This window comes from Leisingera sp. S2M4, from assembly GCF_055398055.1.
In genome coordinates this window covers 1,277,501-1,303,392 of the sequence record NZ_AP040861.1, presented here as the reverse complement: position 1 = coordinate 1,303,392, position 25,892 = coordinate 1,277,501, and the positions used below count along the sequence as shown (strand labels likewise).

The following is a 25,892-nucleotide window of genomic DNA, read 5'->3' as shown; positions in this document are numbered from 1 at the left end:
GTTTTTGTTGGGCGCCGCCACGCAGCTCGCCTAGGGTAGGGGAATGACCACACCTCGTTTCGACATTCTGGGCCAGGCCCTCGCCGACGCCAGCCGCACCCGCATGCTGTGCGAGCTGATGGAGGGGCGTGCCTATACCAACAAGGAGCTGGCTGCGGCTGCCGGGGTGACGCCGCAGACTGCCAGCGCGCATCTGCGGCTACTGCAGCATGCCGGGCTGGTGCTGGCGGAAAAGCGCGGTCGCTGCGTCTATCACCGGCTGGCGGGGCCGGAGGTGGCGCAGGCGTTGGAACAGCTGGCGGCGATTGCACCGACCGAGAGCCTGCACCGCGCCCAGCGGCGCAAGGCGGGTGGGCTGGCCGAGGTGCGCAGCTGTTACGATCACCTGGCCGGTCCGCTGGCGGTGGCGATGACCGACGCCTTGCTGGCGCGCGGCCTGCTGGTCGAGGAACAGGGCGCCTTTCGCGCCGTTCCGGCGGGCGACTGGTCAAAACTGGGGGTGGTGCTGCCGACCGGCTCGGGCCGCCAGCCGTTTGCCCGGCCCTGCCTGGACTGGACCGAACGACGGCTGCATGTGGCCGGGCCGATGGGGCGGCAGATGCTGGATCATGCGCTCGCGGCCGGTTGGTTGAAACGGCAGGCACAAAGGCGCGGATTGCAGCTGACGGCGCCGGGGCGGCGGGCACTGGAGCAAATTCTGGGGGTGCGCTGTGACGACCTGCTGGCCGGGGTCGCGGCGGGCTGAGAGCGGCGCGCAGTCTGCCCGATGGCGACGGGTCGGCAAGGGAAACCGATAAATCCGCCGTGACGGGGCTTGATTTGCCGCCCAATCGGCGCAACCTTTTAAGGATGAGCTTTGATCAGGTGCAGCCTTTCCCCGGATCTCCCGTCCCGCAGCAAGTTTCCTTTGACCGGCGCGAACTGTCGGTGATCCTGTCGTTGTACGGGCGCATGGTGGCTGCGGGGGAATGGCGGGACTACGGGATTTCCTCGCTGCGGGACCTGGCGGTGTTCTCGGTGTTCCGGCGCACGGCGGAGCACCCGCTGTACCGCATCGAGAAACGTCCCAAGCTGCGCAACCGGCAGGGGCAATATGCGGTGGTCGGCATGGACGGCCACATCCTGAAACGCGGTGCCGAGCTGAAAACCGTGCTGCGGGTGCTGGAGCGCAAGCTGATCCGCCCCATCGACTAGCCGCGCCGCCGCGCTGCAGCGGAGGGGCAAGGCTCTTCTGCAGCCGATGCCACTCTGACGCCTGTTACCTCTCCGGACCTCGTTGGGAAGAAGCGGATGGGACCGCCCGAGGTGTCAGCCCAGCCGTTTGTGCGCGGTGACCGGGCCGTCGCCCTGTTCTTCGATCCGGGTGATTGCGGCGGCGATGGGCTCAACCGCCACGGCCATGTCATGCGCGTTGGCGTGGATCAGAGTCTGTGCGTCCCGCACCATGGCCACATGCCCCTTCCAGAACAGCAGGTCGCCGCGCTGGTGGTCCCCGCCGGGGACGGAGGTGCCCAACTCGGCCTCCTGCATGTCGCTGTCGCCGGGGCAGGGGATGCCGCAGGCCAAGAGGGCGGCCTGAACCAGGCCCGAACAATCGATACCGAAACGGCTGTTGCCGCCCCAGAGGTAGGGCGTGCCGTGAAACACCTCAGCCACCGCCACCGGATCGGTCATGTGCGCGCCAAGCGGTGACAGGTGGCGGGCGGGCAGGAAGCCGAGGTTGGTCTCCACGAACCGTCCGCTGCCGCCCAGCACCTGCACCCGGCTGCCATGGCTGAGGGCACAGGTCTCGGGGGATTTGAAGTCATCCGCCGTATAGACATGGGTGGCGGCGGCGCTGACCCAATGGCTGGCCTCGAAGGCGGCACCCAGGGCCGATTGGGGCAGGTAGCCCACGTAGCCGTCCTTTGCCGCCTGAACGAACGCCCAGCCGTCCCGGGTTTCAAAGACCGTCACCGGTTCACCGTAGATGAGCTGCCGGTCGCGAGGCCCCTCCGGCGCCCGCAGCAGGTCGACCACCGGCTGGCTGACACGGGCCGGGCTGCCCTCGACGCGGGTCAGCCCCGTGGGGACCTCGGCGAGACTGGCGGCGGCAACACGGCTGTTGACGGGGGTGCGGCGGCGGTCCGGCATGGGATTTACACCTCCAGCAGCTCAGGCAGCGCGGCAAACAGCGCGCGGGCGCCTTGCAGGGCGCCGCCCTTGGGGCGGCCGGGGGCGGCGCTGGGGGTCCAGCCGTAGATGTCGAAATGCATGTAGCGGGTTTCATCGACGAAACGGCGCAGAAACAGCGCCGCGGTGATCGAGCCGGCAAAGCCGCCCGCAGGCGCGTTGTCGAGGTCGGCGATGCCGGGTTCGATCATCGGCTCGTAGGGGGCGTGGAAGGGCATCCGCCAGACCGGGTCCGCCTGGCGCGCGGCGCTGGCGGCCAGGGCCGCGGCATCGCTGTCGTGATCCGTGTAGAACGGCGACAGGTCCGGGCCGACCGCCACCCGCGCCGCGCCGGTGAGCGTGGCCATGGAGACCAGCAGGTCCGGCGCCTCCTCGCAGGCGAGCGCGAGGGCGTCGGCCAGCACCAGCCGACCCTCGGCGTCGGTGTTGTTGATCTCGACCGTCAGCCCCTTGCGCGAGGTCAGGATGTCGCCGGGGCGGAAGGCCGGGCCGGAGACGGCGTTTTCCACCGCCGGGATCAGCACGCGCAGCCGCAGGTTCAGCCCCGCCGCCATGATCATCTGCGCCAGCCCCAGCACATTGGCCGCGCCGCCCATGTCCTTTTTCATCAGCGCCATGCTGTTGCCCGGCTTGAGGTTCAGCCCGCCTGTGTCGAAACAGACCCCCTTGCCCACCAGCGTCAGCCTGGGGCCGGTGTCGCCCCAACGCAGGTCAATGAGACGCGGCGCACGATCCGATGCCCGGCCGACGGTGTGGATCAGCGGCAGGTTCTGCGCCAGCAGATCCGCGCCCTCGATGGTCGAGACATCGGCGGAGTAGGTCGCGGCCAGGGCTTCGGCGGCGGCCTGCAATTCGGCCGGTCCCATGTCGCTGGCCGGGGTGTTGATGAGATCGCGTGTCAGGCATTCGGCCGCCGCGAGCGATTCGATCGCCGCCGCATCCACGCCTTCGGGGGCGATCAGCTGCGCGGCGCTGGGCGAAGCGGCCTTGTAGCGGTCAAAGCTGTAGCCGGTCAGCAACCAGCCCAGACATTCGGTGGCCGCGTCCTCGGCCGGCAGGCCGGACATGATGCGATAGCTGCCCGAGGGCAGCTTTGCGGCGGCTTCGGCCAGGATGAACCGGCGCCGGGCACGCTGGCTGGCGTTGCCGTAACCGGCCAGCGCCAGTTCCGGCGTTCCGTCGGCACCGGGCAGCGCGATGGCCTGACCGCAGGCACCGGTGAAGCGCTGGGCGGCGGCCCAGGCCTGAACGCGCTGCGGCTGGCCCGAAAGCCAGCTATCGACATCGTCGCTTGCGATCACATGCAACGGGCAAGCGTCTGTTTCAGGGGCGGAAAAGACAGGCGGCATCGGCAGGATACTCCGGTTGCGGATCGTAATTGAAACGCCAGAGTAGCGGCCGCGGCACCACCTGCAAGCCCTGAAGCTTGTCAGACCAGGGATTGCCCCGCCGAATCGCCTAAATGGTTACGTCCTGCTGATCCCAGACCGCGGTCAGAGACCGTTCGCCAACCCGCATCAGCCGGAACAGAATCGCGGCAATGGCCGGATGGTCCTTGGCGTCGATCGCGCGCGTCACGTCACCGGCGATCGAGGCCAGCGCGGTCATTCCGATCTGGTCTGCAATCGCGATCAGGGAACGCGCGCTCTTGCGCAGGCTTTCCATGTCGTCCTGTCGCCACAGACGCTCACAATGCGTCAGGCGAACGGCCATTTCCTCGACCGCGCGACATACGACATCTTCGGCTCCGGCCTCCCCCAGCTGATCGTAAAGCGCTGTAAGTTTGTCCGGATCAAGGCGCACTGTCTCAGAGTGCATCACTGTTAGAATATTAGCCACCACTATCACCCAATGTAATCATGCCCCCACGGCACAGCAGCCAATTTGCGACGTACAGGTTTTCAAAAGGTTTCCAAACTTGGCGCAAATCACTCGAATTTACGGACAATGCAGGGTAACACATCCGTCAACGCGCAAACGATCGGAGGATTCGACAATGGAATTTGCCAAACCTCTCCCCAGTTATCTGGTGACCCGCTATCACGGCTGGAAGGCCACATCCTATGAGGAAAACCAGGGCTGGTACCGCCGCCTCGCCACCGAAGGGCAGCGCCCGCGAGCGATGGTGATTTCCTGCTGCGACAGCCGGGTGCATGTGACCTCGATCTTCGGGGCCGACCAGGGCGAGTTCTTCATCCACCGCAACATCGCCAACCTGGTGCCGCCCTATGCGCCGGACGGCGATCACCACGGCACCTCGGCCGCGGTGGAATATGCGGTGACCGCGCTGAAGGTGTCGCACCTGATCGTGCTGGGCCATTCTCAGTGCGGCGGCGTGCAGGGCTGCATCGACATGTGCAAGGGCCACGCGCCGCAGCTGGAAGAGAAAACCAGCTTTGTCGGCCGCTGGATGGAAATCCTGAAGCCGAAGTTCGAGGGCGTCGCCGCGATCGAGGATCCGGTCGAGCAGGCCCGCCAGTTCGAGCGCCAAGCCGTTGTGGCGTCACTGGAAAATCTGATGACCTTCCCGTTCATCGAAAGCGCGGTGAAGGCCGGCCAGCTGAGCCTGCACGGTCTGTGGACCGATATCGGTGAAGGCGGTCTGGAATGCTACGACCCGAAGACCGGTACTTTTGCCGAAGTCTGATGTCGGTCTGACGTCAGCCGGGCTACCCTTGGGGATGGCCCGGCCCGGTCTGCCGGGAATCAAACGCAGCCGCCATGTTGGCGGCTGCTTGCGTATAGCCCCCCGCCGCCCCATCGACGAAATGCACGTGGTCATCGCGCACCACCGAGGGCACGATGCAGGTGACCATGACGGCGTCCTGTTCGTGCAGGCCAAAACGCACCACCCCGTCCTCTGCCGCCCGTTGCAGCCGGGCCCGGATGCGGTCGCGCACGTCGGGTGAACAGTCGAGCGTCAGCTTCAGACCGTCGTCGAACTTGCGGAAATCCGAGTTGTTGCGCAGCATCGACAAGTAATGGACCGGGTCGAATCCGCCCACCGGCCGCCGCTGGCGCAGCAGAATCGCGGCCAGCGCCGACAGGCCGAAAAGGTAAACTTTCCTGAAAATCAGGGGGATGTGCCGCGGCATGTTGCGGGCCTCGAGCGCGAGACCCGCGGGCGGAAAGCGCAGCGGCGGCCCGGATTCGGGAATCGGATGGCCGTTGCCTCCCAGTTCTGCGGCCAGCGTCAGCAGTTCCGATGCGAGCTGGGCAAAACGGGGGCCTTCGGCGCTTGATGCGGGTTCGGCCACCAGCGACAGGATGATGCCATTGCGGGCGGGGGTGTTGCTCCAGCGACAGGAGAGGCCGGTGAGGTCCGGCTCCGGCGCCTGCGGATCCGGCGAGATGGCAAAATGCCCGGCTTTCATCTGCGCCTCGGCCCAGGCCAGGCCGCCGCCGCTGAACATGGCGAAATCCGCGTGTTCGGAGACCGCGTAGCGGGCGACGCGCACATCCGGTCCGGCGTTGCGTATCTGCGGCACCGACAGGATCGCGGCGCGGAGGCCGACGTCGAATTCCTCCGCCGCCCAGCGGCGCAGACCGGCGAGCACCCGGGCGGCAAGCGCCCGGTGGCGGTCCGGCACGGCAAAGGCGGCACCGTCTCCGCCGAAGATATAGGGAAAGGCCTCGCCCGACAGGGCGTTGCGCATGGCCGCGATCACCGCCGCACCGATCATGTTCACGGTCTTGTAGCGACCGGCGGCCACGAGACCGGTGGAATCAACGATATCGGTGCAACACAGGTGCCAGTCGGGGGGCAGCGGCGTAAAGGCGTCTGGCGCGGTCAGCCGGGAGAATTCACGAACCGGGGGCAGGCTGGCGTAGAAACTGCTGCTGGTCATCTTGTGCGCGCCCCTTCGCGTCCCGCTACGATCTGTCGGATATGCCTAAACAATTTGTACCGCAGCGCCAAACATGCAAGCTGTGCGCCGCAGTATGTGATCCGAGGGGAGGCGGGGAATGCAGGCTGGATTGATTGTGTTGTGCCTGGCTTACGTGCTGAGCCAGTTCTTCCGCGCGTTCCTGGCGGTGCTGTCCGGGGTGCTGGAGCAGGAGATCGGTGCCGCGCCCGATGACCTGGCCTTTGCGTCGGGCATGTGGTTCCTGTCTTTCGCGGTGATGCAGTTGCCGGTGGGCTGGGCGCTGGACCACCTCGGCCCCCGGCGGAGCGCCTCGGTGCTGTTGTTGCTGGGCGGCGGCGGTGGGGCGGCGCTGTTCGCGCTGGCCACCTCTCCGCTGCATGTAAGCCTTGCGATGTTCTTGATTGGCATCGGCTGCTCGCCGGTGCTGATGGCGTCCTACTACATCTTTGCCCGCCAGTATCCGCCGCGGCGGTTTGCCACCCTGGCCGCGTTGATGCTGGGCGTGGGATCGGTCGGCAACCTGGTGGCCTCCTATCCGACGGCGTTGGCGGTCGACCTCTTCGGCTGGCGCGGCACCCTGGCGGGACTTGCCGCAATCTCCACCGCGGTGGCGGTCGGGATCTTCCTCACGGTCAGCGATCCGGAGCCGCCGGAAGATCCGCAGAAAGGGTCGGTTCTGGATCTGCTGAAAATGCCGGTGATGTGGGCCATCTTTCCGCTGATGCTGGTGGCCTATGCGCCATCGGGGGCGTTGCGGGGGCTGTGGAGCGGGCCGTATCTGACGGATGTCTACGGGCTCAGCACGCAGCAGGTGGGGCTGGCAACGCTGGTGATGGGGGCGGCGATGATCGCGGGCACCTTTGCCTATGGGCCGCTGGACCGGGTTCTGGGCACCCGCAAATGGGTGATCCTGATCGGCAACCTGCTGGGCTGCGCCAGCCTTGGCGGATTGATCCTGGTGACCGGTGGCCCGGTCTGGATGCCGGTGGCGATGATGGCGGCGGTGGGATTCTTCGGGGCGACCTTCCCGGTGATCATGGCGCATGGGCGGGCCTTCGTGCCGCCGCATCTGGCCGGGCGCGGCGTCACGCTGCTCAATCTCTTTGGCATCGGCGGAGTGGGAATCATGCAGTTCGCCACCGGCCGCATTCATGAAACCCTGGCCGGAGCGGAGCCATCCTTGCCCTATACGGGCATTTTCGCCTTCTTTTTGGTGTTTTTGGGGGCTGGTTGCGCGATTTATCTGCTCAGCCGCGACAGCATGGACTGATCCGCCCCTTTAAACTTGGCTCCAGAAGCTTTATCACACCGGCGCCGGCCATGAGGCCGGGCAAAACTGGAGAAACAGATAAATGGGTTACCGCATCGTCGTCGTTGGCGCCACTGGCAACGTGGGCCGCGAAATGCTGAACATCCTGGCCGAGCGCCAGTTTCCTGTGGATGAGATCGCTGTGCTGGCCAGCCGCCGGTCTCTCGGCACTGAAGTCAGCTTTGGCGATAAGACACTCACTACCCAGGATCTGGACACATTCGATTTCACCGGCTGGGACATGGCGCTGTTCGCCGTGGGCTCCGCCGCGACCAAGGATTACGCGCCCAAGGCCGCTGCGGCGGGCTGCGTGGTGATCGACAACTCGTCGCTGTACCGCTACGACCCGGACATCCCGCTGATCGTGCCGGAGGTGAACCCGGAAGCGGTGCATGGCTATTCCAAGAAGAACATCATCGCCAACCCCAACTGCTCGACCGCGCAGATGGTGGTGGCGCTGAAGCCGCTGCATGACCGCGCCAAGATCAAGCGCGTCGTCGTGTCGACCTACCAGTCGGTGTCCGGCTCGGGCAAGGAAGCGATCGACGAGCTGTGGGACCAGACCAAGGCAGTCTACAACCCGACGCAGGACGTGCCGCCGAAGGTCTACCCCAAGCAGATCGCCTTCAACGTCATTCCGCACATCGATGTCTTCCTGGACGATGGCTCCACCAAGGAAGAGTGGAAAATGGTCGCCGAGACCAAGAAGATCGTCGATCCGTCGATCAAGGTCACCGCGACCTGCGTGCGGGTGCCGGTGTTCGTCGGCCACTCGGAATCGATCAACATCGAGTTCGAGGACTTCCTGGACGAGGACGAGGCCCGCGACATCCTGCGCGAGGCGCCGGGCATCATGGTGATCGACAAGCGCGAGGACGGCGGCTACGTGACGCCGGTGGAATGCGTCGGCGATTTCGCCACCTTCATCAGCCGTATCCGCCAGGATTCGACCATCGACAACGGCCTGAACCTGTGGTGCGTCAGCGACAACCTGCGCAAGGGCGCGGCGCTGAACGCGGTGCAGATCGCCGAGCTGCTGGGCCGTGAAGTGCTCAAAAAAGGCTGAGGCTTATACCCTTTTGGACAGGGGGGCGCTTCGAAAGAGGCGGCCCCCTTTTCTTTTGCCCGGCTGTCTGGACAGTGGCGTCCGGGGTACATTGGTTGCACAGCCAAGACAAAGGACCGCCGCCATGATCGCACTTGAGGATTTCGCCACGACCGCCACCGCCGGACCGCGTACGCCGCAGGCCGTCTGGTCCGCGGGAATCACGCGGCAGGCGGCACCTCGGGCACAAGCTGCCAAGGCCGCCAAGACCACGACGCGGCGCACGCAGCTGGCGGGCCGGTTCCGGGCTGCGAACGACTGGTTCTCCCTGTGCCACGGGCTGCGCTGCATCGGCGCCTGCCTGAAGCTGCATCAGGGCGTGCTGTGGGTTTGCGATGCGCTCAGCGGCAGGCCGCTGATTTCCAGCGCCGGACTGGGATTTGACCGGGACGACCTGGAGCTGCGCTTTGGTCCGCTGCAGCCACAGCGCCAGGCGGCCTGAGCGTTTGCATCACTTCTCCTTCCAATGCGCTGCCAGCTCCCGGGCGTTGCGGGCAAGGATCATGACGTCCAGTCCCACGGCCAGGAACTGCGCGCCCATGTCGGCGTAGCTTTGCGTTGCTTCCTCCGTGGTCCCGAGGATGCCGGGCGCCTTTCCGGCAGCCTTGATGCGATGCAGGGCATCGGCGATCACCGCGCGTACCTCGGGATGGGCGGAATTGCCCTGGAACCCCAAGTCGGTCGAAAGGTCCGCAGGGCCGATGAAGACACCATCGATGCCCTCAACCTCCAAGATCTCGTCGAGCGCCGCGATCCCGGCGCGGTTTTCCACCTGCACCAGCAGGCAGATTTCCTGATCAGCCGTCTGAATGTAGTCGCTGACAGTGCCAAAGCCTGTCGCCCGTGCCGCCGTGGCACCGACGCCGCGCACGCCCTTGGGCGGGTAATGGCAGGCGCGCACCAGCTCGCGGGCCTGTGCGGCGCTTTCCACGATCGGTACCAGAATCGTCTGTGCACCCGCATCCAGCACCTGTTTGATCATCCAGGTTTCCCCTACAGGCAGTCGCACGACCGGGTGGCTGGTCGAGTTGGCCAGCGCCATCAGCTGATCCCGGATGGAGCGAATGTCGTTGGGGGCGTGTTCGCCGTCGATCACCAGCCAGTCAAACCCGCAGGTGCCCATGATCTCGGCTGTCGACGCCTCGGCAAAGCAGAGCCAGCAGCCGATCTGGCGCTTCCCCTCGGCGAGGGCCTGTTTGAAGGTGTTCTTGGGCGCGGACATTTGGGGCCTCCTGTGTCAGGCGAAGGGAATGGCAACAGAGCCTGAAGCGGCAATTTTCGCGCCCGGCAGGTGTGTGATCGGACGGGTGAAGACGCTTGGGGTCACGGTACCCGCCCCCGTGTTCCTTTGTCCATATTTGGCCTTTCCTGGCGCTTCCCCGGGACGGCGCCGCAGCGCCATCCCGTCAGCCGCAGCTCACGGCGCAAGAAAGCCGTCTTATGCCAGGTTTCTCGCGATGTCGGTGATGACCTCGAAGGCCATCATCACGTCGGCCTCCGTGGTCTCGAATTGGCCTGCCTGGAAGCGGATCACCAACTGGCCGTCGACGCGCGTCTGGGTCAGGTAGATGCGGCCATCGTCGTTGATCGCATTGACCAGCCGCAGGTTCAGCGCGTCGAGGTCCGTCGCGCCCTCGGGGGTGTAACGGAAGGTCCAGAGCGACCACATCGGCGGGGTCACGATCTGGAAATCAGGCTCTAACTTGAGCTTGTCGTGCAATTGGCTGGACCAGTTCACGTGGTTACGCAGCCGCTGGCGCAGCCCCTCGAGCCCGTAGGTGCGAATCAGGAACCAGATCTTCAGCGCGCGAAAACGGCGGCCCAGCGGCACCGACCATTCGGAATAGTTGATGATGCCGTCGTGGCCGTGGGTCTTGAGGTATTCCGGGCTGATGGCGAGGGTCTGGACCAGATCATCCGGGTTCTTCAGGAAATGGGCCGAACAGTCGAACTGCACGCCAAGCCACTTGTGCGGGTTGAAGACGATGCTGTCGGCGCGCTCCACGCCGGGCCAGTAGTGGCGGTATTCCGGGCAGATCATGGCCGAGCCGGCCCAGGCGGCATCGACATGGGTGTAGAGACCGTATGTCTCGGCCACGTCCAGCACCTGGTCCACCGGGTCGGTAGCGCCGGTGCCGGTGCCGCCGACGCAGAGGATCAGGCCGGCGGGCTGGTGGCCTGCGGCGATGTCTTGTTCGATGGCGGCCTCCAGCGCGGTCGGGTCCATGCCGCGCCAGTCGCCCTTGATCGGCACGCGGACGAGGTTCTGCTGGCCGATGCCCGCAACCCAGATGGCGCGGTCAATGGAGGTGTGAACCTCGGACGAGCAGTAGATTCGCAGCTGCTTTTGCCCAAATAGACCCTGATTGTTGCCCTGCCAGTTCAGCGCCTTCTCCCGCATGGTCAGCACCGCTGCGAGGGTGGCGGAGGAGGCGCTGTCCTGGATCACGCCCTGGAATGCCTGCGGCAGGTCGAGCGCCTGGCGCAGCCAGTCCATCATCCGGGTTTCCATCTCGGTCGCGGCGGGCGAGGTCTGCCACAGCATGCATTGCGGCGCGATCGCGGAGGCGAGGAACTCGGCCAGTACCGAGGGCGCGGCGGCGTTGGAGTTGAAATAGGCGAAGAAGCGCGGGTGCTGCCAATGGGTGATGCCCGGCAGCACGGTGGATTCAAAATCGGCAAAGAGCGTTTCCATCTCCTCGCCCTGTTCGGGCGGGGTCTGGGGCAGGGCGTTCAGCACCTCGCCGGGGCGGGTCCGGGCGCGCACCGGGCGGTCGCCCACGGTCAGGTGATAGTCCTGTGCCCAGTCGGCGACCCGGCGCCCCCATTCGGAGAATTCATTCCATTTCATCGTGTGTTCCTCAGGTCGGTGCCGGGGGTGTGGTCAGCGCAAGGCAAACCCCCGGGAGGGCCTTTCACGCCGCTCCAGGGCCAGAGACTGTCCTGTGTTGCCGCTGGGTGCAATGAGCGGTTGTGAGTTCCCTGGGTTGGCGTGGGGATCAGCGGCAGCTTCGCTAGGCCAAGAGGCTGCGCAAAGAGACGTTTTCCTTTATTTAGAGCCTGTTTTTTTCCGCGACGCTGGGCGGGTGGGAGAGTGCTGGGCTGCTCTGCTGCGTGATGGGCTTGCCCCGGTCGGCGCTTCGACAGTGTCGCAACGGCTGTTGCAGCGCCGGGGGCCGCTGTTCGCGACCTGTCGACCGTTGGCGGCAATTGCTATTTTGCGGGACGTCAACCCGCAGAAAGCGAGGCAGCAATTGCGTTTATCCCCAAGCGGGGCGATAATCGGGTATGACCAAGATGATGCCGTCCACCGACCGCTCCCTGCCTATTGCCCTGCTGCGCGCACGCGAGCGGGTGATGGGGCCGATCCGCGCGCTTTTGAGCGGCGCGGACATGACTGAACAGCAATGGCGCGTGTTGCGGGTGGTCGAGGAAAGCGGCCCGATCGATCCGACCCAGATCGCCGAAAAGGCCTGTCTGCTGCTGCCCAGCCTGACGCGGATCCTGCAGAAGCTGGAGGAAAAGCAGCTGATCAGCCGCACCCGCGATCAGGAGGACCGCCGCCGCCAGGTGGTCGAGATCACCGAGGCGGGGGCACAGGTCATTGCCGACAACATCGACGCCAGCCTCGAGTTGATCGACCGCACCCGGCAGCGCATGGGTGCGGAGCGTTACGAAGCATTGCTGGACCTGCTGAACGAGCTGGACAAGATCGATCTTTCGGAAACCGAGTAGGTCTTGTGGCCCCGCGTGGCCCTAGGGGCGGCGCAGAAAGATCTGCACGTCCGCCACGTTGGTTCCGGTCCCGCCGGTGTGCAGCAGCGCATTGGCGGCGGCCAGCGCGGCGTGGCTGTCGTTGTTGTCCAGCAGGGCCTGCGGGTCCTGTCCCGCATCGGCGATGGCCTGCCAGGTGGAGCCGGTGACAATCCCGCCTGCAGCCTCTGTCGGGCCGTCCCGGCCGTCGGTGCCGCCTGACAGGAAGATCCAGTTGCCCTCCAGCTGCTGCGCGCCCAGTCTGGCGACGCGCAGGGCCAGTTCCTGGTTGCGCCCGCCCAGTCCGCTGCCGCGCAGCTGCACGGTCGTCTCACCTCCGAAGATCAGCGCCACGGGTCGGTCCGCAGGCGCTTGCCGGGCGGCGGCAACCACGGTTTCCGCGGCATCCGCCACATCCCCGACCAGCTGGTCGCTGACCAACTGTGCCTCCCAGTCGGAGCTCGCGGCCTCGAGCACCGCCTGCAGGCTGTGCCGGTTGGAACCGATCAGCGTGTTGGTGACCTCGGCGGGTGCGGTCTGCGCCTCTTCGGCACTGCCCAGATGGTGCCGGACGGCATCCGGAAGGCGTGCCCAAAGGCCGGTTTCCTGCAACAGCTCGCGCGCCTGAGCGCGTGTTCCGATCGGTGATGCGGTGGGGCCGGAGGCAATGGCGCGCAGATCGTCGCCGATGACGTCGGACAGGATATAGGCCCGGACCTCTGCCGGGGCAGCATGGCGCAGCAGGCCGCCGCCCTTCAGGTCCGAGAGCTGTTGCCGGATCAGGTTCATCTGGTTGATTTCCAGACCCGAGGCGAGCAGCAGGTCATTGACCGCCGCCTTGTCCGCCAGGGTGAGGCCGGGTGCCGGGGCCACCATCAGTGCCGAGCCGCCACCCGAAATCAGCGCGATCAACCGATCCTGTGCGCCCAGGGAGCCGACCAGTTCCATCACTGCCCGGCCTGCCGCGGCGCTGCTGTCATCCGGCACCGGATGGGCACCGCAGATGACCGTGGCGCCCTCCAGCGTGACGCGGTTTTCCGGATTGGTGACGACCAGTGCCTGGCTGGCGTGCGGGAATTGTGCCAGGGCCTCCCGCATCAGCGGCACCGCCGCCTTGCCAACCGCCAGCAGCACGTCCCGTCCCCCGGAGGCAACCTCGGGCAGCGGGTTCTGCGAAAGCTCTGCCCGCAGGGCGCGAGCGGGGTCGGCGCGGTCGACTGCGGCCTGGAACAGGCTTTGGGCTGCGTGCTGCAATTCGGTCATCTCTGTCTCCGTGTCGGCGGTGCCGTGATGGGGCCGCGGCCAAGTGGGGGCCGTGGCGGGGCTGTCCGGCTGTCCGTCGTCTGTTGTTATGGCCCCAAATGCTTGCGCTAACTTGTGCCCGACAGGGGGCTGTGTCGTCAATCGCGGGCTGAGTGGCGTATTTGTGGGTGTTTGCGGTATCTTTGTGGGTTTTTGTGGGTTTTGCCTTGCTGTGAACGTAGATTTGTTATCTACCTGATAGGGAAGGCCAGAAGCGGGTTGGAATTTGACGGATCGTTTTTCTCATTCGCGTCGCGAGGTGGAATTGCTGGAGGCGCTGCGGCGCCTGGGTGGCTCCGCGCGCAGTGCCGAGCTGACCAAGATGCTGGATGTTTCCGAGGAAACCGTGCGGCGCACCATCAAGGCGCTGCACAAGGCCGGGGCGGTGCAACGGGTGCATGGCGGTGCCTATCTGGCCGGGGCGCAGAGCGGCAGCGGCTTTGCCCGCCGGATCGGCGAGCATCAAAAGGAGAAGACCCGCATCGCTGCGGCGCTGGCGCGGCGGGTGCGCGACGGGATGGCAGTATTCCTGGACGTGGGCTCCACCACGGCCTTTGTCGCCGAAGCGCTGCGGCGGTACTCCGGGTTGGTGGTGGTGACGAATGCGCTGGGCGCGGCGCAGGCCTTGGCCGGGCACAACGGCAACCGGGTGCATCTGCTGGGCGGCGAGCTGGAGAGCAACGAGCGCGGCACCTTTGGCTTCGTGACCGAGCAGCAGCTGCGCCGGTTCGCCCCGGACCTCGCGGTGCTGTCGGCGGACGGGTTCTCGGCGCGGCGCGGGATCCTGTACCACAGCGCCGCCGAGGCCCAGCTGGCGGGACTGGCCGCCGAATGCGCCGACCAGGTGGCGGTGGCTGTCACGCATCCCAAGTTCGACGAGAGCGCGCCGCACTGCGGCCCCGATCCCCGGCGCATCGACGATGTGTTCACCGATCACCCGCCGGGCAAGAAACACGGCGCGGCCCTGACCGACTGGGGTATTCGCCTGCATGTCGCGGCCGAGGATGAGCAGGAGGGCTGATTGATGCAAGACGGGACCAGTAAACCCCTGGACCGCGCCGCCTTTGAGGGTGGCGGTAGAAATTCGGTAGGCGAGACCTGACATGGCGATTCTGACGTTTCTCATCAGCCTGGCCGGTGCCACGATGCTGCTTCTTTATGCGGTGCGGATGGTGCGCACCGGTATCGAGCGCAGCTACGGCGCCTCGTTCCAGCGCTTGCTGACCGGCAAGCAGAGCCATCTGCAGGCAGGGGCCATGGGGCTGCTGCTGGCGATCGTTCTGCAAAGCTCGGCGGCGGTGGCGCTGCTGACCTCGGGGTTTGCGGCGAGCGGTTACCTGACCTTCCCGGCCGGGCTTGCGATCGTGCTGGGGGGCGACCTGGGATCGGCGCTGATCATTCAGATCCTGTCGTTCAAGCTGGACTGGCTGGTACCGGTGTTGCTGGCGCTTGGCGGCTATCTTTTCGTCAAGACCGAGGCCAAGAAAGCGCGCCAGCTGGGGCGCATCCTGATGGGGATCGCCTTCATCCTGATTTCGCTCCGGTTCCTGCGCGAGGCGATGGATCCGATCCGCGACAGTGCCTTCCTGCCCGCGGTTGCGGGCTACCTGGCGCGCGACTACATCACCGCCTTTCTTGTCGGAGGCGCGCTGGCCTTTGTCATGCATTCCTCGGTGGCGGCGATCCTGATGTGCGTGACCCTGGTGCAGATTGATGCGCTGCCTTTTGCCGCCGGGTTGTCGCTGGTGCTTGGCGCCAATTTCGGATCGGCCTTCATTCCGGTCTGGCTCAGTCGGGGACTGAACCTGCCGGCCCGCCGCATCCCCTATGCCAACCTGGCGTTGCGGGGCAGTTGGGCGGTGATCTGCCTCTTTGGCGCCAACCTGGCGCTGCGGCAGGGCTGGTTGGGAGATCCGCAGGGCGGGCAGATGCTGGTCAACGCCCACCTGGCCTTCAATGCTTCGCTCCTGGTGCTGGCGCTGCCGTTGTGCACCCCGCTGGGTGATCTGTTCTGTCGTTTGTTCCCGGATCCGGCACCGACCACGGTGATCCAGCCGGGGCGGCCGATCAGCGCGCTGGAGCCGGGCAACTACGGTTCGCCGGCCTTGGCGATCTCCAACCTCAAGCGCGAGCTGTTGCGCATGTCGGACCAGGTGGGGGCGATGTTCCGCCCGGTGCTGGACCTGTACGAGGAGGGGACCAAGGAGCAGATCCGCGCGGTGCAGAAGATGGACGAGGAGGTCAACGCCTGCCTTTCGGGGATCCGCAGCTATGTGGCCGCCATTCCCGAAGATGCCTTTGACCGGGAGGAGCTGAAGACCGCGCGCAGCTTGATGGAATATGCCATCCGGCTGGAAACCGCAGGTGATGTGGTGGCGCGACGGCTGGCGGTGCTGGCGGGGGATCTGAACCGCAAGAACCTGCGCTTTTCGCGCGAGGGCTGGCTGGAAATCACCCGCATGCACGAGGCGATCCTGGCCAACATGCAGCTGGCTTCGAACGTGCTGATTTCGGACGACCTGGAAAGCGCACGGCTGTTGAGCCTGGAGAAGACCGAAGTGAAGCGGATGGAACGCGACAGCCGCAAGCGCCACCTGAGGCGGCTGCAGAACGGCGCGCGCGACAGTTTCGACACCTCCGACATTCATCTGGAGACGCTGCGCGCCCTGCGGGAGTTCAACAGTCACATCGCCGCTGTGGCCTATCCGTTGCTGTATCAGAACGGGCAATTGCTGGAGACCCGCCTGATCAACGATCTGCAGTCGGAAGACGCGGATTGACCCCTCGTATTGCCGCGACGGCATGAAAGGCCCCCAAAACCATGACGCCCTTTGTCATCGCCATTATCCTGTCGGCGGCATTGCTGCATGCGGTCTGGAACGCCATCGTCAAGACGGCCGCTGATCGCACGACCACCCTGGGCCTGGTGGCGCTGGGACATGTCATTCCCGGCGCCGTGATGGTGGTGCTGCTGCCGCTGCCGTCGGCCGAGAGCTTTGTCTACATCCTGCTGTCGACGGTGGTGCATTTCGGCTATTTCTTCATGCTGGGCCAGGCCTACCGGCATGGTGATCTGAGCGTCGTCTATCCCATCGCTCGCGGGATCGTGCCAGCACTCGTGGGGCTGTGGGCGCTGCTGTTCGCGGGTGAGTGGCTGCCGCTGCAGGCCTGGGGAGGGATCGCGGTCATTGCTGTTGCAATTCAGCTGAGCAGCTGGAAGGCGCTGCGGTCAGGGGTGGGGCGTGCGGCGCTGGGCTTTGCCGCGGGCACTGGCCTGTGCATCTCCGTCTATTCGGTGGTCGATGGGATCGGCGTGCGCCTGTCGGGCAACACGCTGAGCTACTGGGCCTGGGGCGCGTTTTTGCATCTGTTCATCGCGGGCTTTGTCGGCTGGCGCAAACGGGACACGCTGACCCGCCTGCCTGCGCGCGTCTGGTTGCTGGGGCTGGCCGGGGGAATGGTGTCGATGACGGCCTACGGGCTGGTGCTGTTTGCCAAGAATTTCGCGCCGCTGGGCGCGGTGTCGGCGCTGCGGGAAACCTCGGTGATCTTCGCGGCGCTGATCGGCTTTGTCTTCCTCAAGGAAGGCAACTGGATGCGGCGGCTGGGCGCGGCGGTACTGGTTGCGCTGGGCGTGGCGCTGATCGGACTGGCGGTCTGACCGGGACGGTCGGGTCGCAGGGCTGCGGCGGGGGAGGGTCAGGCGCTGGCGCGGGGGGGATCGAGCCAGACCGGATCCTCGTTCTGCGCGGTCGCCAAAGTGTGCAGCAGCACCGTCTTTTTCACCGGCTTGGTCAGGAAGTGGTCCATCCCGGCCTTGAGGCAGGCGTCGCGGTCGCTGGAAAACGCATTGGCGGTCAGCGCGATGATCACCGGTTGCACGATCGGCAGGTCGCGGATTTCCCGTGTCGCAGCGAGCCCGTCGAGTTCCGGCATCGACATGTCCATCAGGATGATGTCGGGGGGCTGCTCCCGGCAGATCTCCACCGCCGCACGACCGTTTTCGGCCTCCACAAGCTCGACCGGCTGGCCGCGCAGGAACTTGCGGATCAGCAGCCGGTTGGTCTGGTTGTCTTCCGCCAAGAGGATGCGGCATGGCCGCAGGCTGGTGCGGTTGTCGGGCAAGTGCAGCGTCTGGGGCCCGTCCATCGTGGCGGCGGGGGCCATCTGCACCTCGAGACGGAAGCAGGAACCTTGGCCCGGGGTTGACTGCACCGAGATCGTGCCCCCCATGCGCCGCGCCAGCATGCTGGAGATCGTCAGCCCCAGCCCGGTGCCGCCAAAAGCCTTGGTGGTGGCGCCGTCGGCCTGGGTGAACCGGTCAAAGATGTGTTGGGCCTGGGTCGGCGAGACACCGATTCCGCTGTCTTCGACCTCCACCACCAGGCGGCAGGGATCGGTCGCGGCGTGGGAGACGCGCACGTCGATCCGGCCGTGATGGGTGAATTTCACCGCATTGCCGATCAGGTTCACCAGAATCTGCCGCAGGCGGCCGTCGTCGCCGCGCAGGCGTTCGGGCAGGCCCTCGGCAAAGGTGATGTCCAGCGCCAGCCCCTTTTCGATCGCCTTGGGGCGGAACAGGCCCGCCACGCTGCTCAGGCAGTCGTGCAGGTCGAAATCTTCTTCCACGATCGAGAACTTCCCGGCCTCGAGCCGGGACAGGTCAAGAATGTCGTTGATGATCTTCAGCAGCGCCTGTGCCGAGCTGCGGATCACTTCCACGTTCTGGTGGTCATCCGCGGCCAGGTCCGCCTCTGCCAGCAGTTCGGCCATGCCGATGATGCCGTTCATCGGGGTGCGGATTTCGTGGCTCATGTTCGCGAGGAACTCGGATTTGGCGCGGTCGGCCTTCTCGGCGGCCAGCTTGGCTTCGGCCAGTTCACGTTCACGTTGCTTGCTGCGGGTGATGTCGCGCTCGATGCCAATGATGAGATCGACCTTGCCGTCCGGCCCGGTGACCGGAACGATGTTGGTGTCCATCCAGATCTCATCACCGGATTTGGTATAGCTGAGCACCTCGGTGTGGTAGCGCTTGCCCATGGCCTTGTGGCGGTTCAGCTCGCGGATCACATTGGGGTCGGTGTTCTTGCCGTCCAGCAGCTCCGAGGGGGTGCGCCCGATGGCTTCGGCCGGGAAGTAGCCGGTGGCACGCGTGAAGGCCTCGTTCACCCACAGAATGCGTTTGTCGGCGTCGGTCAGAATGATGCTGTCCGAGGCGTGTTTGGCCACCAGCGACAGGCGGTGCAGCTCGGCCTGCTGTTTCTGGAGTGCTGCATGGGCGGCTTCCAGGGCCTGCTTGCCGGCATTCAGCTCCTTGTTCTGCTGGGACAGCGCCTCGTTGGCGTGGATCAGCTGTTCGCGCAGGCGCACGTCCTCGGACACATTCCAGTTGACGCCGATGATCCAGTCCTTGCCCTCGGGATCGGTGAAACTGCTGGCGAGGGCGCGGATATGCTTGATGGAACCGTCATCCATGATGATGCGGAATTCTTCGGAAAACTGGGTCTTGTCGGTTTCCGCCCGCTGCCAGGACTGGGTCACGCGCTCCCGGTCCTGCGGGTGGAGGCGCTGTAGCCAGTCGTCCCCGGTGATCGCGCCGATCTTCTGCTGAACGCCATAGAGCTCGTGCATGCGATCGTCCCAGGTGTAATGCGCGTCCTGGGCGCTGCATTCCCAGATCCCCACCCGGGACGTCTTGACCGCGATCTCCAGTCGCCGCGAGACCGAGGCCAGCTCGCTTTCGCGGCGGCGCAATTGGCCGATGACAGTTTGCCGGGCGGCGGAGAGCTTGCCGGCAAGGAACGTGGGAAAGACAATCAGCATGCCGGCCGCCAGGAGGCCAAGCCTCAGCCGCCACAGGTTGTCGGGGCGGGTTTTCCAGCCGTCCGTCGGTCGCGCAGCCAGTTGCCAGCTGCCGACCGGCAGGTTGATGTCCAACAGGACCGGGTCGCCCGCGAAGACCGCGCTGTCGCCAAAGAACTGGCCGCCGGCGGTGCCGGTGCCGTCCTGCCCGTTGAGCGCATATTCGATGCCGTCGTTGTCTTCCAGCAGTCCCGCGGCGGTGTAGAGCGTGTTTGTTTCGGTGACCGCGGACAGGATGCCCCAAAACGCCCGGCCTTCCGGCGCATCGGTGAAGATCGGCAACCGGTAGATGAAACCGGTGCCCCCCTGAACCAGGTTCACCGGACCCGCCAGCACCATGTCGCCGCTGTCGCGCACCCGATAGGCGGCGGCGCGCTGCTCGTCGTTCTTGTTGTAGTCCAGCCCGATGGCGCGGGCGTTGCCTTCCATCGGGTGGACCAGCGACACAACGAGGTCGGGGGCGGCCGCGAAGTGGCGGATGGCGGTCTTGCCCTCCAGCACGTGGCTGGCGATCTGGGCAAACCGCTCCTGGGACATTTTCGGCTCTGTGGCCAGCATGGCCGCGAGCCCCCGCATCCGCTGGTAGTCGCCATTCAGCTGCGCTTCGAGGCGGGACTTGATCAGGCCCGCGGCCTGCTGGACCTCCGCGCGCATCGATTGTTGATGAATGGTGCGGTTCTGCTGCTCGGCGTAGAGCACGGCGACACAGACCACCACGAGGGCGAGAATGGTTGGCAGGTAGGCGCGGTTTTTCAGGGCCAGAAGCCAGCTCGGCAGGGTACGGGGTGCGTCCATTTAGCTTCCTTCGCGCGTTCCGGGTGGTGCCCAGAAGGTCTGAGCTGGCAGTTTTGTGCGTGCGTTTTCACCAAAAGCGGTATTTCGCGATGAAAAAGCAACCATTCTGGGCCCGGCAGTGTGCGCAATGCGATCATGGCTTGCAGCAGGGTCACAGGTGTCTGCAAAGGTCTCGGGACGACAACGCCGGGACCGCTGCGCCTGAGGCGCGGCAAGGAACCGGCCAAGCGGCCGTCGTGAGGTCTTCGGTTGGGTCATTTGGGTCGGGCTCCCATCACCTGTTAACCGTTCGGTGCTGTCGTCCACTTGCGGGAGGATTGGCACCAGCCGCTGACCAGTTTCTGGAGCGGATAAGGATAAATTCTGGCGGCATATCGTTACAGCACCGTTAATGCCTTGAAAGTTGATGCGCACTGCTGGCGAAAGGCGGGCGGTGTGCGGGTGCCGAGGAAGGCGGGGCGCAGGTCTCCGGCACGCGCGGAGCCGTCTTGGCAACACGTGGCGCAGGCCTGGCGACGTCGAAGCCCCCCGGATGGCACCGGGAAGCGGGCGGGGCAGGACGGGCTTGCGTAGAGGTGGGGCGCGGTTGTCAGGCGACTTTCCTGGAGCTGGAGGGCGCCGAGGGCGCGCTGATCCTGGTGTGCAGCGTGGCGCGGAAGTCGTTGACATGCGACGGCAGCGACCGGGTGCGGGAGTATTCCGCCACCGGGGCTCCGTACTGGCTGCGACTGTCACTGAGGGTTTCAATGCGGGCAAAGCCCGGGAAGTCCGCGAACAAGGCTGCCCGGGACTGCGGTGTCAGGCCGCCGAGGGCCATGGGGCCGGGATAGAAGCTCTCGGCGGGAAGCCCGTTGGCCCAGACCAGCTGATGCGTTTCGAACAACAGGTGGAAGTACTGCACCTCGCGGCAGCCGTTCATGACACGCACAGCGCCGCCGCGCAGCTGGGCAAGGTGGCGGGCGCGGACCAGCTGGTCGCGGCCATCCGGGCCGGTCAGCAACAGCCCATGTTGCGGCGACAGGATCAGCGGCGCGTCCTGGCCGAAGGCGCCGGCCTCGATCCGGATCGGGCGCTGGTCAGGTCCGGCCTGCAGTTCGGCCGCGTCAAGCGCCCGGGAGGCCACCCAGAGCACCGGTTGTGGGCCGTTGTCGCGGGTGGTCACCAGATCGCCCGGGCGCAGGGTTTCCACCGGCACTTCGCCGCGGGGGGTCAGGATCATGGTGCCGCTGGTGAAGCAGGGGATGCCCGAGGCACGCAGCTGTGCTTCGCTGGTCATGTCGCTCGGGGCCACGCCGTGGAGCACGACGGTTTCGCCCTCGGGGAAGATCAGCTTGGCATTGCCGTGACCGTCATCGGAGACCCGGACGTCGCGCCAGGTGACCTTGCCGAGATAGCCGGTGCCGCCCTTCAGGTTGGAGACGTCGAACTGGTCGTTCCGCAGGCCATTCCCGTCGCTGTCCAGGATGTCGTAGTCGCTGATGTAATCCGTTCCACCGCCGGAGGTCAGGATATAGGTGTCGTCGCCAGCGCCACCGGTCAGCGTGTCGTTGCCAAGGCCGGTCGTGATGGTATCCGCCCCGCCACCGGCATCGACGCTGAAGCCGCTCTTGGTTATGGAGCCATCGAAGCTGTCGTTGCTGGAGGTTCCCTTGATGTGTTCGATCTCGGTGAAGCGAATGCCGTTGGTGCCGCTGGTGATACTGCCGGCCTCGTCGGCTTTGAAGGTTACGTTCACCGGATGGGATACGGCGGAAAGGTCGATCGTGTCGTAGTCGATCCCGCGTTCGCCGCCGGCAATCGTGTCGAGCCCGAAGTTGTCCTCGATCACGAAGGTGTCGGAATCGTCACCGCCGGTCATGCTGTCGTTGCCTTCGCCACCGTACAGCACGTCGTTGTCGGCGCCACCGTGCATGGTGTCGTTGCCGGTGCCGCCCTTGAGGGTGTCGTCACCATCCGTCGCGTGGATGCTGTCGTCGCCGCTGCCGCCGACCAGGCTGTCGTTGCCGGAGGAGTTCCGCAGCGTGTCGTTGCCGGCACCGCCATACAGCGTGTCGTGACCGGTGCCGGTGGTCATGTAGTCGTTGCCGGCACCACCATACATCAGGTCGTTACCGGCGCCGCCGGCCATGATGTCATCACCATCCTCGCCATAGAGCAGGTCGTCGCCGTCGCCGCCCTCCATGGTGTCGGTGTTGATGCCGCCGTACATGGTGTCATTGCCGAGACCGCCGGCCATGATGTCCAGCCCCTCGTCGCCGTACATCAGGTCGTGCCCCGCGCCGCCGAGGAGGCTGTCATTGTCCAGGCCGCCGATCAGCGTGTCATTGCCATCGCCGCCCTCGAGCGTGTCATTGCCCTCGGTCGCGACGATGCTGTCATCGCCGGTGCCCCCGACCAGGCTGTCGTCCCCGGCCGAGTTCATCAGCGTGTCGTTGCCTTCGCCGCCTAGCAGGGTGTCGTTGCCAAGGCCGGTGCGCAAGAGGTCGTCGCCTTCGCCGCCGTCGATGAAGTCGTTGCCGTCCCCGCCCATCAGGGTGTCGCCGCCGCTGCCGCCGATCAACGTGTCATCGCCGACATCGCCGGTCAGGAAGTCCGCACCGCTGCCGCCGACCAGGTTGTCGTTGCCTTCGCCGCCGTCGAGAACGTCATCACCGCTCTGGCCGAAGATGATGTCATCGCCAAGTCCGCCCTCGAGAGTGTCGTTGCCCTCCTGGATCTCGGTATAAACCGCGTCGGCAATGACGGCCCCCGATAGGGTGAACCCGGATTGAGACGTGCGCGACTCGAGGTCGAATTCGATGAAGGTGCGGTCTTCGAACCGGGCTGAGAACCAGGCTTCTTCCTGATCAGGGCTGTTGGAGGTGGTGCCGGTGACCGAAACGGTCTGACCGTTCTGCGAGACATTCAGGTTGGTGTTGTCGGCTGTTCCGACCGCCGTGAAACTGTCGGCGTCCAGGTGAACGCCTTCGTGGTTCAGGCCGCCGTTGCTGTCGATGTCGTTGAACGTGGCCATCGAGTTCAGCGCCACGGGGTCACCGGTGGCAGGATCGAAAAATTCCAGCCGGAACTTGGCGGTGTCGCCTGTTCCCCAGCCCTGCATCAGGATTTCATAGCCGCGCCCACTGGCCAGATCGACGGACATCCAGGGGTCTGACTTTTCAACCAGAACCAGCCGACCGCTGATCATGCGGCCGTCGTCCAGCTGGGCCACGTTGTTGTAGATGGCCCAGTCGCCCTCTCGGGCGTCGCTTCCATAGTAGGACTGGCTGTGCAGGTTATCAATGTTCAGAACCAGCGGGTCAGCGTCTTGGCCGATTCCGACCCCTTCCCCGGTGCCGTAGTCGCCGAACAGAATGTCGTTGGCTGCCGAGCCTGTGATGCTGTCGTCACCGCCTTCCCCTGCCGCGTAGTTGTCGGCCGGGTCCAGTTCTATGACGTCATCATCTTCGCTGCCTCGGATGAGCTCAAGGTTGTCCAACAGGCCGTCAACGATGGAGAAAAGGTCGTCATCGTCGTCTTCATCCTCGTCTTCATCCTCGTCCTCGTCTTCTTCCTCTTCTTCCTCCTCCTCGGGTTCGTCCTCTTCTTGGAAGACAGAAGAATGAAGGACGTGAGGGGCGAGCGCGTTCAGCTCGTCTTCTTCGAGTTCGATGTCAGCGCCGGAGTCATCGAGCGGTCCAACAGCATCCGTGAGATCGTTGGGAAGGATTTCGATTGGCATGGTCGGCTCTCCGGCGGCAGGGTCGATAACAGCAGCTCGACTGCGCGGCGCCAGCAGTTGGGCCACGAGTCGAATCCGCTCCACCCTAAGGCCAAGGGATTAAGACAGCGTAAGCGGTGGTCGCCGCGCGAATCCGGCGGGCGGTTAAGCCTTTTGTGAAGGTTTGACGCTACTTCGCTTCTGCATCCGGGAACCCGCTATGTGGAGATGCTCTTTGTTTTTCAGAAGTAAGGCCGCCAAGACGTCCAGTGAGCGCAGCAATGACGAGATCATTGCCGAAATGGTTGACCGCACCCAGGCGACCATCCAGTTCAAACCCGACGGAACCATCCTGCTGGCGAACCAGAATTTCCTGAACGCGCTTGGCTATCAACTCGAGGAGATCGTCGGCCAGCATCATTCGATGTTCGTCGATGCGGAGCTTGCCGCCAGCTCCGAATACGCGCAGTTCTGGGCCGATCTGGCGGCTGGGAAGACGTTGACCGACCAGTATCCGCGACGGACCAAGGCCGGTGCGACGATCTGGATCCAGGCAACCTACGCGCCGGTCCTGAACGCGGAGGGCGCGGTGGAGCGAGTGGTCAAGGTGGCCACGGATGTGACCGTCCGGCGGCTCGGGTTGCAGGAAATCGCCCGCGGGCTCGAGGCGATGAGCCGCGGTGACCTGGGGCAACGGGTGGAGCTGTCGACGCAGCCGGATATTGCCGCCCTCGGCGAAGCCTTCAACCAGTCGGCTGAACAGCTGCAGGCCGCGATCGGCGCGGTCAGCCGTGTGACCGGTGCGGTGGGGCGGACCGCGGACGAGATTTCGGCCTCCTCGGCCAACCTCTCCCAGCGTACCGAGAGCCAGGCTGCCACGCTGGAGGAAACGGCCGCCGCGATCGAGGAGCTGACCGCCACGGTCCGGTCATCCGCCGAGGGCGCGCGCAAGGTGGAGGCCATCGTCAGTGACGCCCAGGTGGCGGCCGAGCGCAGTGGCCAGGTGGTCAGCGATGCGGTTGCCGCGATGGCGCAGATCGAAGCTTCTTCCGAAGAGATCGCCAAGATCATCGGCATGATCGACGATATCGCCTTCCAGACCAACTTGCTGGCGCTGAACGCCGGGGTCGAGGCCGCCCGCGCCGGCGAGGCCGGGCGGGGCTTTGCCGTGGTCGCCTCCGAAGTGCGGGCCCTGGCCCAGCGATCCGCCGGTGCGGCGGGGGAGATCAAGCAGCTGATCGGCCAGAGCAAGCAGCAGGTGGCCAGCGGGGTCGACCTCGTGGGGCGCACCGGGGCGGAGCTGAAGCAGATCATCGACAGTGTCGGCAATATCTCGGCCCATATCGGGCGCATCGCGGCCGGTGCCAATGAGCAGGCCACCGCGCTGGGCGAGATCAACCTTGGCGTATCGCAACTGGATCAGGTGACCCAGCAGAATGCCGCAATGGTGGAGGAGACCTCGTCGGCCAGCCAGCAGCTCGCTGAGGATGCGAGCCTGTTGACCCGCGAGGTGTCCCGGTTCCAGGGTGGCCAGCCCGGGGGGCAGGTCGGCGGCCAGGCCGAGATCGTGCCGTTTCAGCGTCCCGGTGCGGCGATCCCGGTGGCAACGCCGCCCGCCGCCGCATCAGCGGGCTGGCAGGATTTCTGAAGTCACGACCGGCTGCTGCGGATGACCGCTGTCCTGCCCGGCACGATCCGTTGCAGGCGGCCCTCGGCCCGCCTCGGGACAGGCAGTCCCGCGATCAAGGGTAGGGGGTCGGCGGCTCAAAAGTCGCCGACGGGCACGATTCCCGAGGCGAGGAGGCTGGTTCGGCGAGTCGCCCCTGTCTGGCGTCTTGTGCCCCACGTTGTCCGCCCCTCTATATCTAGTGGGGAGGTGAGTTCGCTTTGTTTTGCGGATTGCGCAGCCTTCACCAGCGCCCCTCGAAAGAGCAGGGGGGACGTCTTTTGTGCAGGGGTTAAGTCATTGCTATTTTTGATATTTCAGACTTTCTGCGTGGAAAGTCATCAGAATGTCAAAAAAGG

The 25,892-nt window shown here is 65.5% G+C and carries 20 protein-coding genes; 11 read left to right on the top strand and 9 right to left on the bottom strand.

The window, feature by feature from the left end:
* The first annotated feature begins 43 nt into the window (after window positions 1-43).
* Together ACZ52D_RS06425 and ACZ52D_RS06420 are read left to right on the top strand one after the other, a co-directional pair.
* A complete protein-coding gene (locus ACZ52D_RS06425; RefSeq protein ID WP_464442887.1) occupies window positions 44-745 on the top strand; it encodes an ArsR/SmtB family transcription factor in 702 nt (233 codons plus the stop codon).
* 104 nt (window positions 746-849) lie between these two features.
* Window positions 850-1,194 carry a DUF2794 domain-containing protein gene (locus ACZ52D_RS06420; protein WP_464442886.1) on the top strand — a complete coding sequence of 115 codons (345 nt, stop codon included), beginning with the start codon at window positions 850-852 and terminating at the stop codon, window positions 1,192-1,194.
* A gap of 114 nt (window positions 1,195-1,308) precedes the next feature.
* Here the strand turns inward: ACZ52D_RS06420 and ACZ52D_RS06415 are convergent, their stop codons facing one another.
* The 3 genes from ACZ52D_RS06415 to ACZ52D_RS06405 all read right to left on the bottom strand — a co-directional run bounded on the left by ACZ52D_RS06415 (window position 1,309) and on the right by ACZ52D_RS06405 (window position 3,990).
* Window positions 1,309-2,133: a C40 family peptidase gene (locus tag ACZ52D_RS06415; RefSeq protein WP_464442885.1), complete on the bottom strand. Its 825-nt coding sequence runs from the start codon at window positions 2,131-2,133 to the stop codon at window positions 1,309-1,311.
* 5 nt (window positions 2,134-2,138) lie between these two features.
* A complete protein-coding gene (locus ACZ52D_RS06410; protein WP_464442884.1) occupies window positions 2,139-3,521 on the bottom strand; it encodes a leucyl aminopeptidase family protein in 1,383 nt (460 codons plus the stop codon).
* 109 nt (window positions 3,522-3,630) lie between these two features.
* Entirely contained in the window at window positions 3,631-3,990 is a 360-nt protein-coding gene (locus tag ACZ52D_RS06405; protein ID WP_222454674.1) for a hypothetical protein, read from the bottom strand.
* A 178-nt stretch (window positions 3,991-4,168) separates the two neighbouring features.
* On the opposite strand from ACZ52D_RS06405, the gene ACZ52D_RS06400 reads away from it, so the two are divergent.
* Window positions 4,169-4,819 carry a carbonic anhydrase gene (locus tag ACZ52D_RS06400; RefSeq protein ID WP_222454675.1) on the top strand — a complete coding sequence of 217 codons (651 nt, stop codon included), beginning with the start codon at window positions 4,169-4,171 and terminating at the stop codon, window positions 4,817-4,819.
* A 22-nt stretch (window positions 4,820-4,841) separates the two neighbouring features.
* On the opposite strand, the gene ACZ52D_RS06395 is transcribed toward ACZ52D_RS06400, so the two are convergent.
* Window positions 4,842-6,020, bottom strand: a complete 1,179-nt coding sequence (locus ACZ52D_RS06395; protein ID WP_464442883.1) for a DUF3095 domain-containing protein — start codon at window positions 6,018-6,020, stop codon at window positions 4,842-4,844.
* A 118-nt stretch (window positions 6,021-6,138) separates the two neighbouring features.
* Between ACZ52D_RS06395 and ACZ52D_RS06390 the strand changes: the two genes are divergently transcribed.
* The 3 genes from ACZ52D_RS06390 (at window position 6,139) to ACZ52D_RS06380 (ending at window position 8,897) form a co-directional block, all read left to right on the top strand.
* Window positions 6,139-7,311 (top strand): MFS transporter, encoded by a 1,173-nt coding sequence (locus ACZ52D_RS06390; RefSeq protein ID WP_369930188.1) that lies wholly within the window; start codon window positions 6,139-6,141, stop codon window positions 7,309-7,311.
* A gap of 82 nt (window positions 7,312-7,393) precedes the next feature.
* On the top strand, window positions 7,394-8,416 hold the full coding sequence (locus ACZ52D_RS06385; RefSeq protein WP_222454678.1) for an aspartate-semialdehyde dehydrogenase: 1,023 nt from the start codon (window positions 7,394-7,396) through the stop codon (window positions 8,414-8,416).
* Between the two features lie 124 nt (window positions 8,417-8,540).
* Window positions 8,541-8,897: a hypothetical protein gene (locus tag ACZ52D_RS06380; protein ID WP_464442882.1), complete on the top strand. Its 357-nt coding sequence runs from the start codon at window positions 8,541-8,543 to the stop codon at window positions 8,895-8,897.
* Between the two features lie 9 nt (window positions 8,898-8,906).
* On the opposite strand, the gene ACZ52D_RS06375 is transcribed toward ACZ52D_RS06380, so the two are convergent.
* On the bottom strand, window positions 8,907-9,677 hold the full coding sequence (locus tag ACZ52D_RS06375; protein ID WP_464442881.1) for an aldolase/citrate lyase family protein: 771 nt from the start codon (window positions 9,675-9,677) through the stop codon (window positions 8,907-8,909).
* Window positions 9,678-9,893: 216 nt separating this feature from the next.
* Window positions 9,894-11,306: a pyridoxal phosphate-dependent decarboxylase family protein gene (locus ACZ52D_RS06370; protein WP_464442880.1), complete on the bottom strand. Its 1,413-nt coding sequence runs from the start codon at window positions 11,304-11,306 to the stop codon at window positions 9,894-9,896.
* A gap of 437 nt (window positions 11,307-11,743) precedes the next feature.
* Here ACZ52D_RS06370 and hpaR point away from each other — a divergent pair, with 437 nt between their 5' ends.
* Window positions 11,744-12,190, top strand: a complete 447-nt coding sequence (gene hpaR, locus ACZ52D_RS06365; RefSeq protein ID WP_222454682.1) for a homoprotocatechuate degradation operon regulator HpaR — start codon at window positions 11,744-11,746, stop codon at window positions 12,188-12,190.
* Between the two features lie 21 nt (window positions 12,191-12,211).
* Here the strand turns inward: hpaR and ACZ52D_RS06360 are convergent, their stop codons facing one another.
* On the bottom strand, window positions 12,212-13,471 hold the full coding sequence (locus ACZ52D_RS06360; protein WP_464442879.1) for a glycerate kinase type-2 family protein: 1,260 nt from the start codon (window positions 13,469-13,471) through the stop codon (window positions 12,212-12,214).
* A gap of 298 nt (window positions 13,472-13,769) precedes the next feature.
* On the opposite strand from ACZ52D_RS06360, the gene ACZ52D_RS06355 reads away from it, so the two are divergent.
* From ACZ52D_RS06355 to ACZ52D_RS06345, 3 genes are all read left to right on the top strand, one after another.
* Window positions 13,770-14,531, top strand: a complete 762-nt coding sequence (locus tag ACZ52D_RS06355; RefSeq protein ID WP_464442878.1) for a DeoR/GlpR family DNA-binding transcription regulator — start codon at window positions 13,770-13,772, stop codon at window positions 14,529-14,531.
* Between the two features lie 82 nt (window positions 14,532-14,613).
* On the top strand, window positions 14,614-16,290 hold the full coding sequence (locus ACZ52D_RS06350) for a Na/Pi cotransporter family protein (protein WP_464442877.1): 1,677 nt from the start codon (window positions 14,614-14,616) through the stop codon (window positions 16,288-16,290).
* Window positions 16,291-16,331: 41 nt separating this feature from the next.
* Window positions 16,332-17,171, top strand: coding sequence for an EamA family transporter (locus ACZ52D_RS06345; protein ID WP_464442876.1), 840 nt, complete (start codon window positions 16,332-16,334; stop codon window positions 17,169-17,171).
* Between the two features lie 38 nt (window positions 17,172-17,209).
* Here the strand turns inward: ACZ52D_RS06345 and ACZ52D_RS06340 are convergent, their stop codons facing one another.
* Together ACZ52D_RS06340 and ACZ52D_RS06335 are read right to left on the bottom strand one after the other, a co-directional pair.
* On the bottom strand, window positions 17,210-20,167 hold the full coding sequence (locus ACZ52D_RS06340) for an ATP-binding protein (protein ID WP_464442875.1): 2,958 nt from the start codon (window positions 20,165-20,167) through the stop codon (window positions 17,210-17,212).
* A gap of 589 nt (window positions 20,168-20,756) precedes the next feature.
* Window positions 20,757-23,888, bottom strand: coding sequence for a Hint domain-containing protein (locus ACZ52D_RS06335; protein ID WP_464442874.1), 3,132 nt, complete (start codon window positions 23,886-23,888; stop codon window positions 20,757-20,759).
* A gap of 214 nt (window positions 23,889-24,102) precedes the next feature.
* Here ACZ52D_RS06335 and ACZ52D_RS06330 point away from each other — a divergent pair, with 214 nt between their 5' ends.
* On the top strand, window positions 24,103-25,515 hold the full coding sequence (locus tag ACZ52D_RS06330; RefSeq protein ID WP_464442873.1) for a methyl-accepting chemotaxis protein: 1,413 nt from the start codon (window positions 24,103-24,105) through the stop codon (window positions 25,513-25,515).
* The last annotated feature ends 377 nt before the right edge of the window (window positions 25,516-25,892 follow it).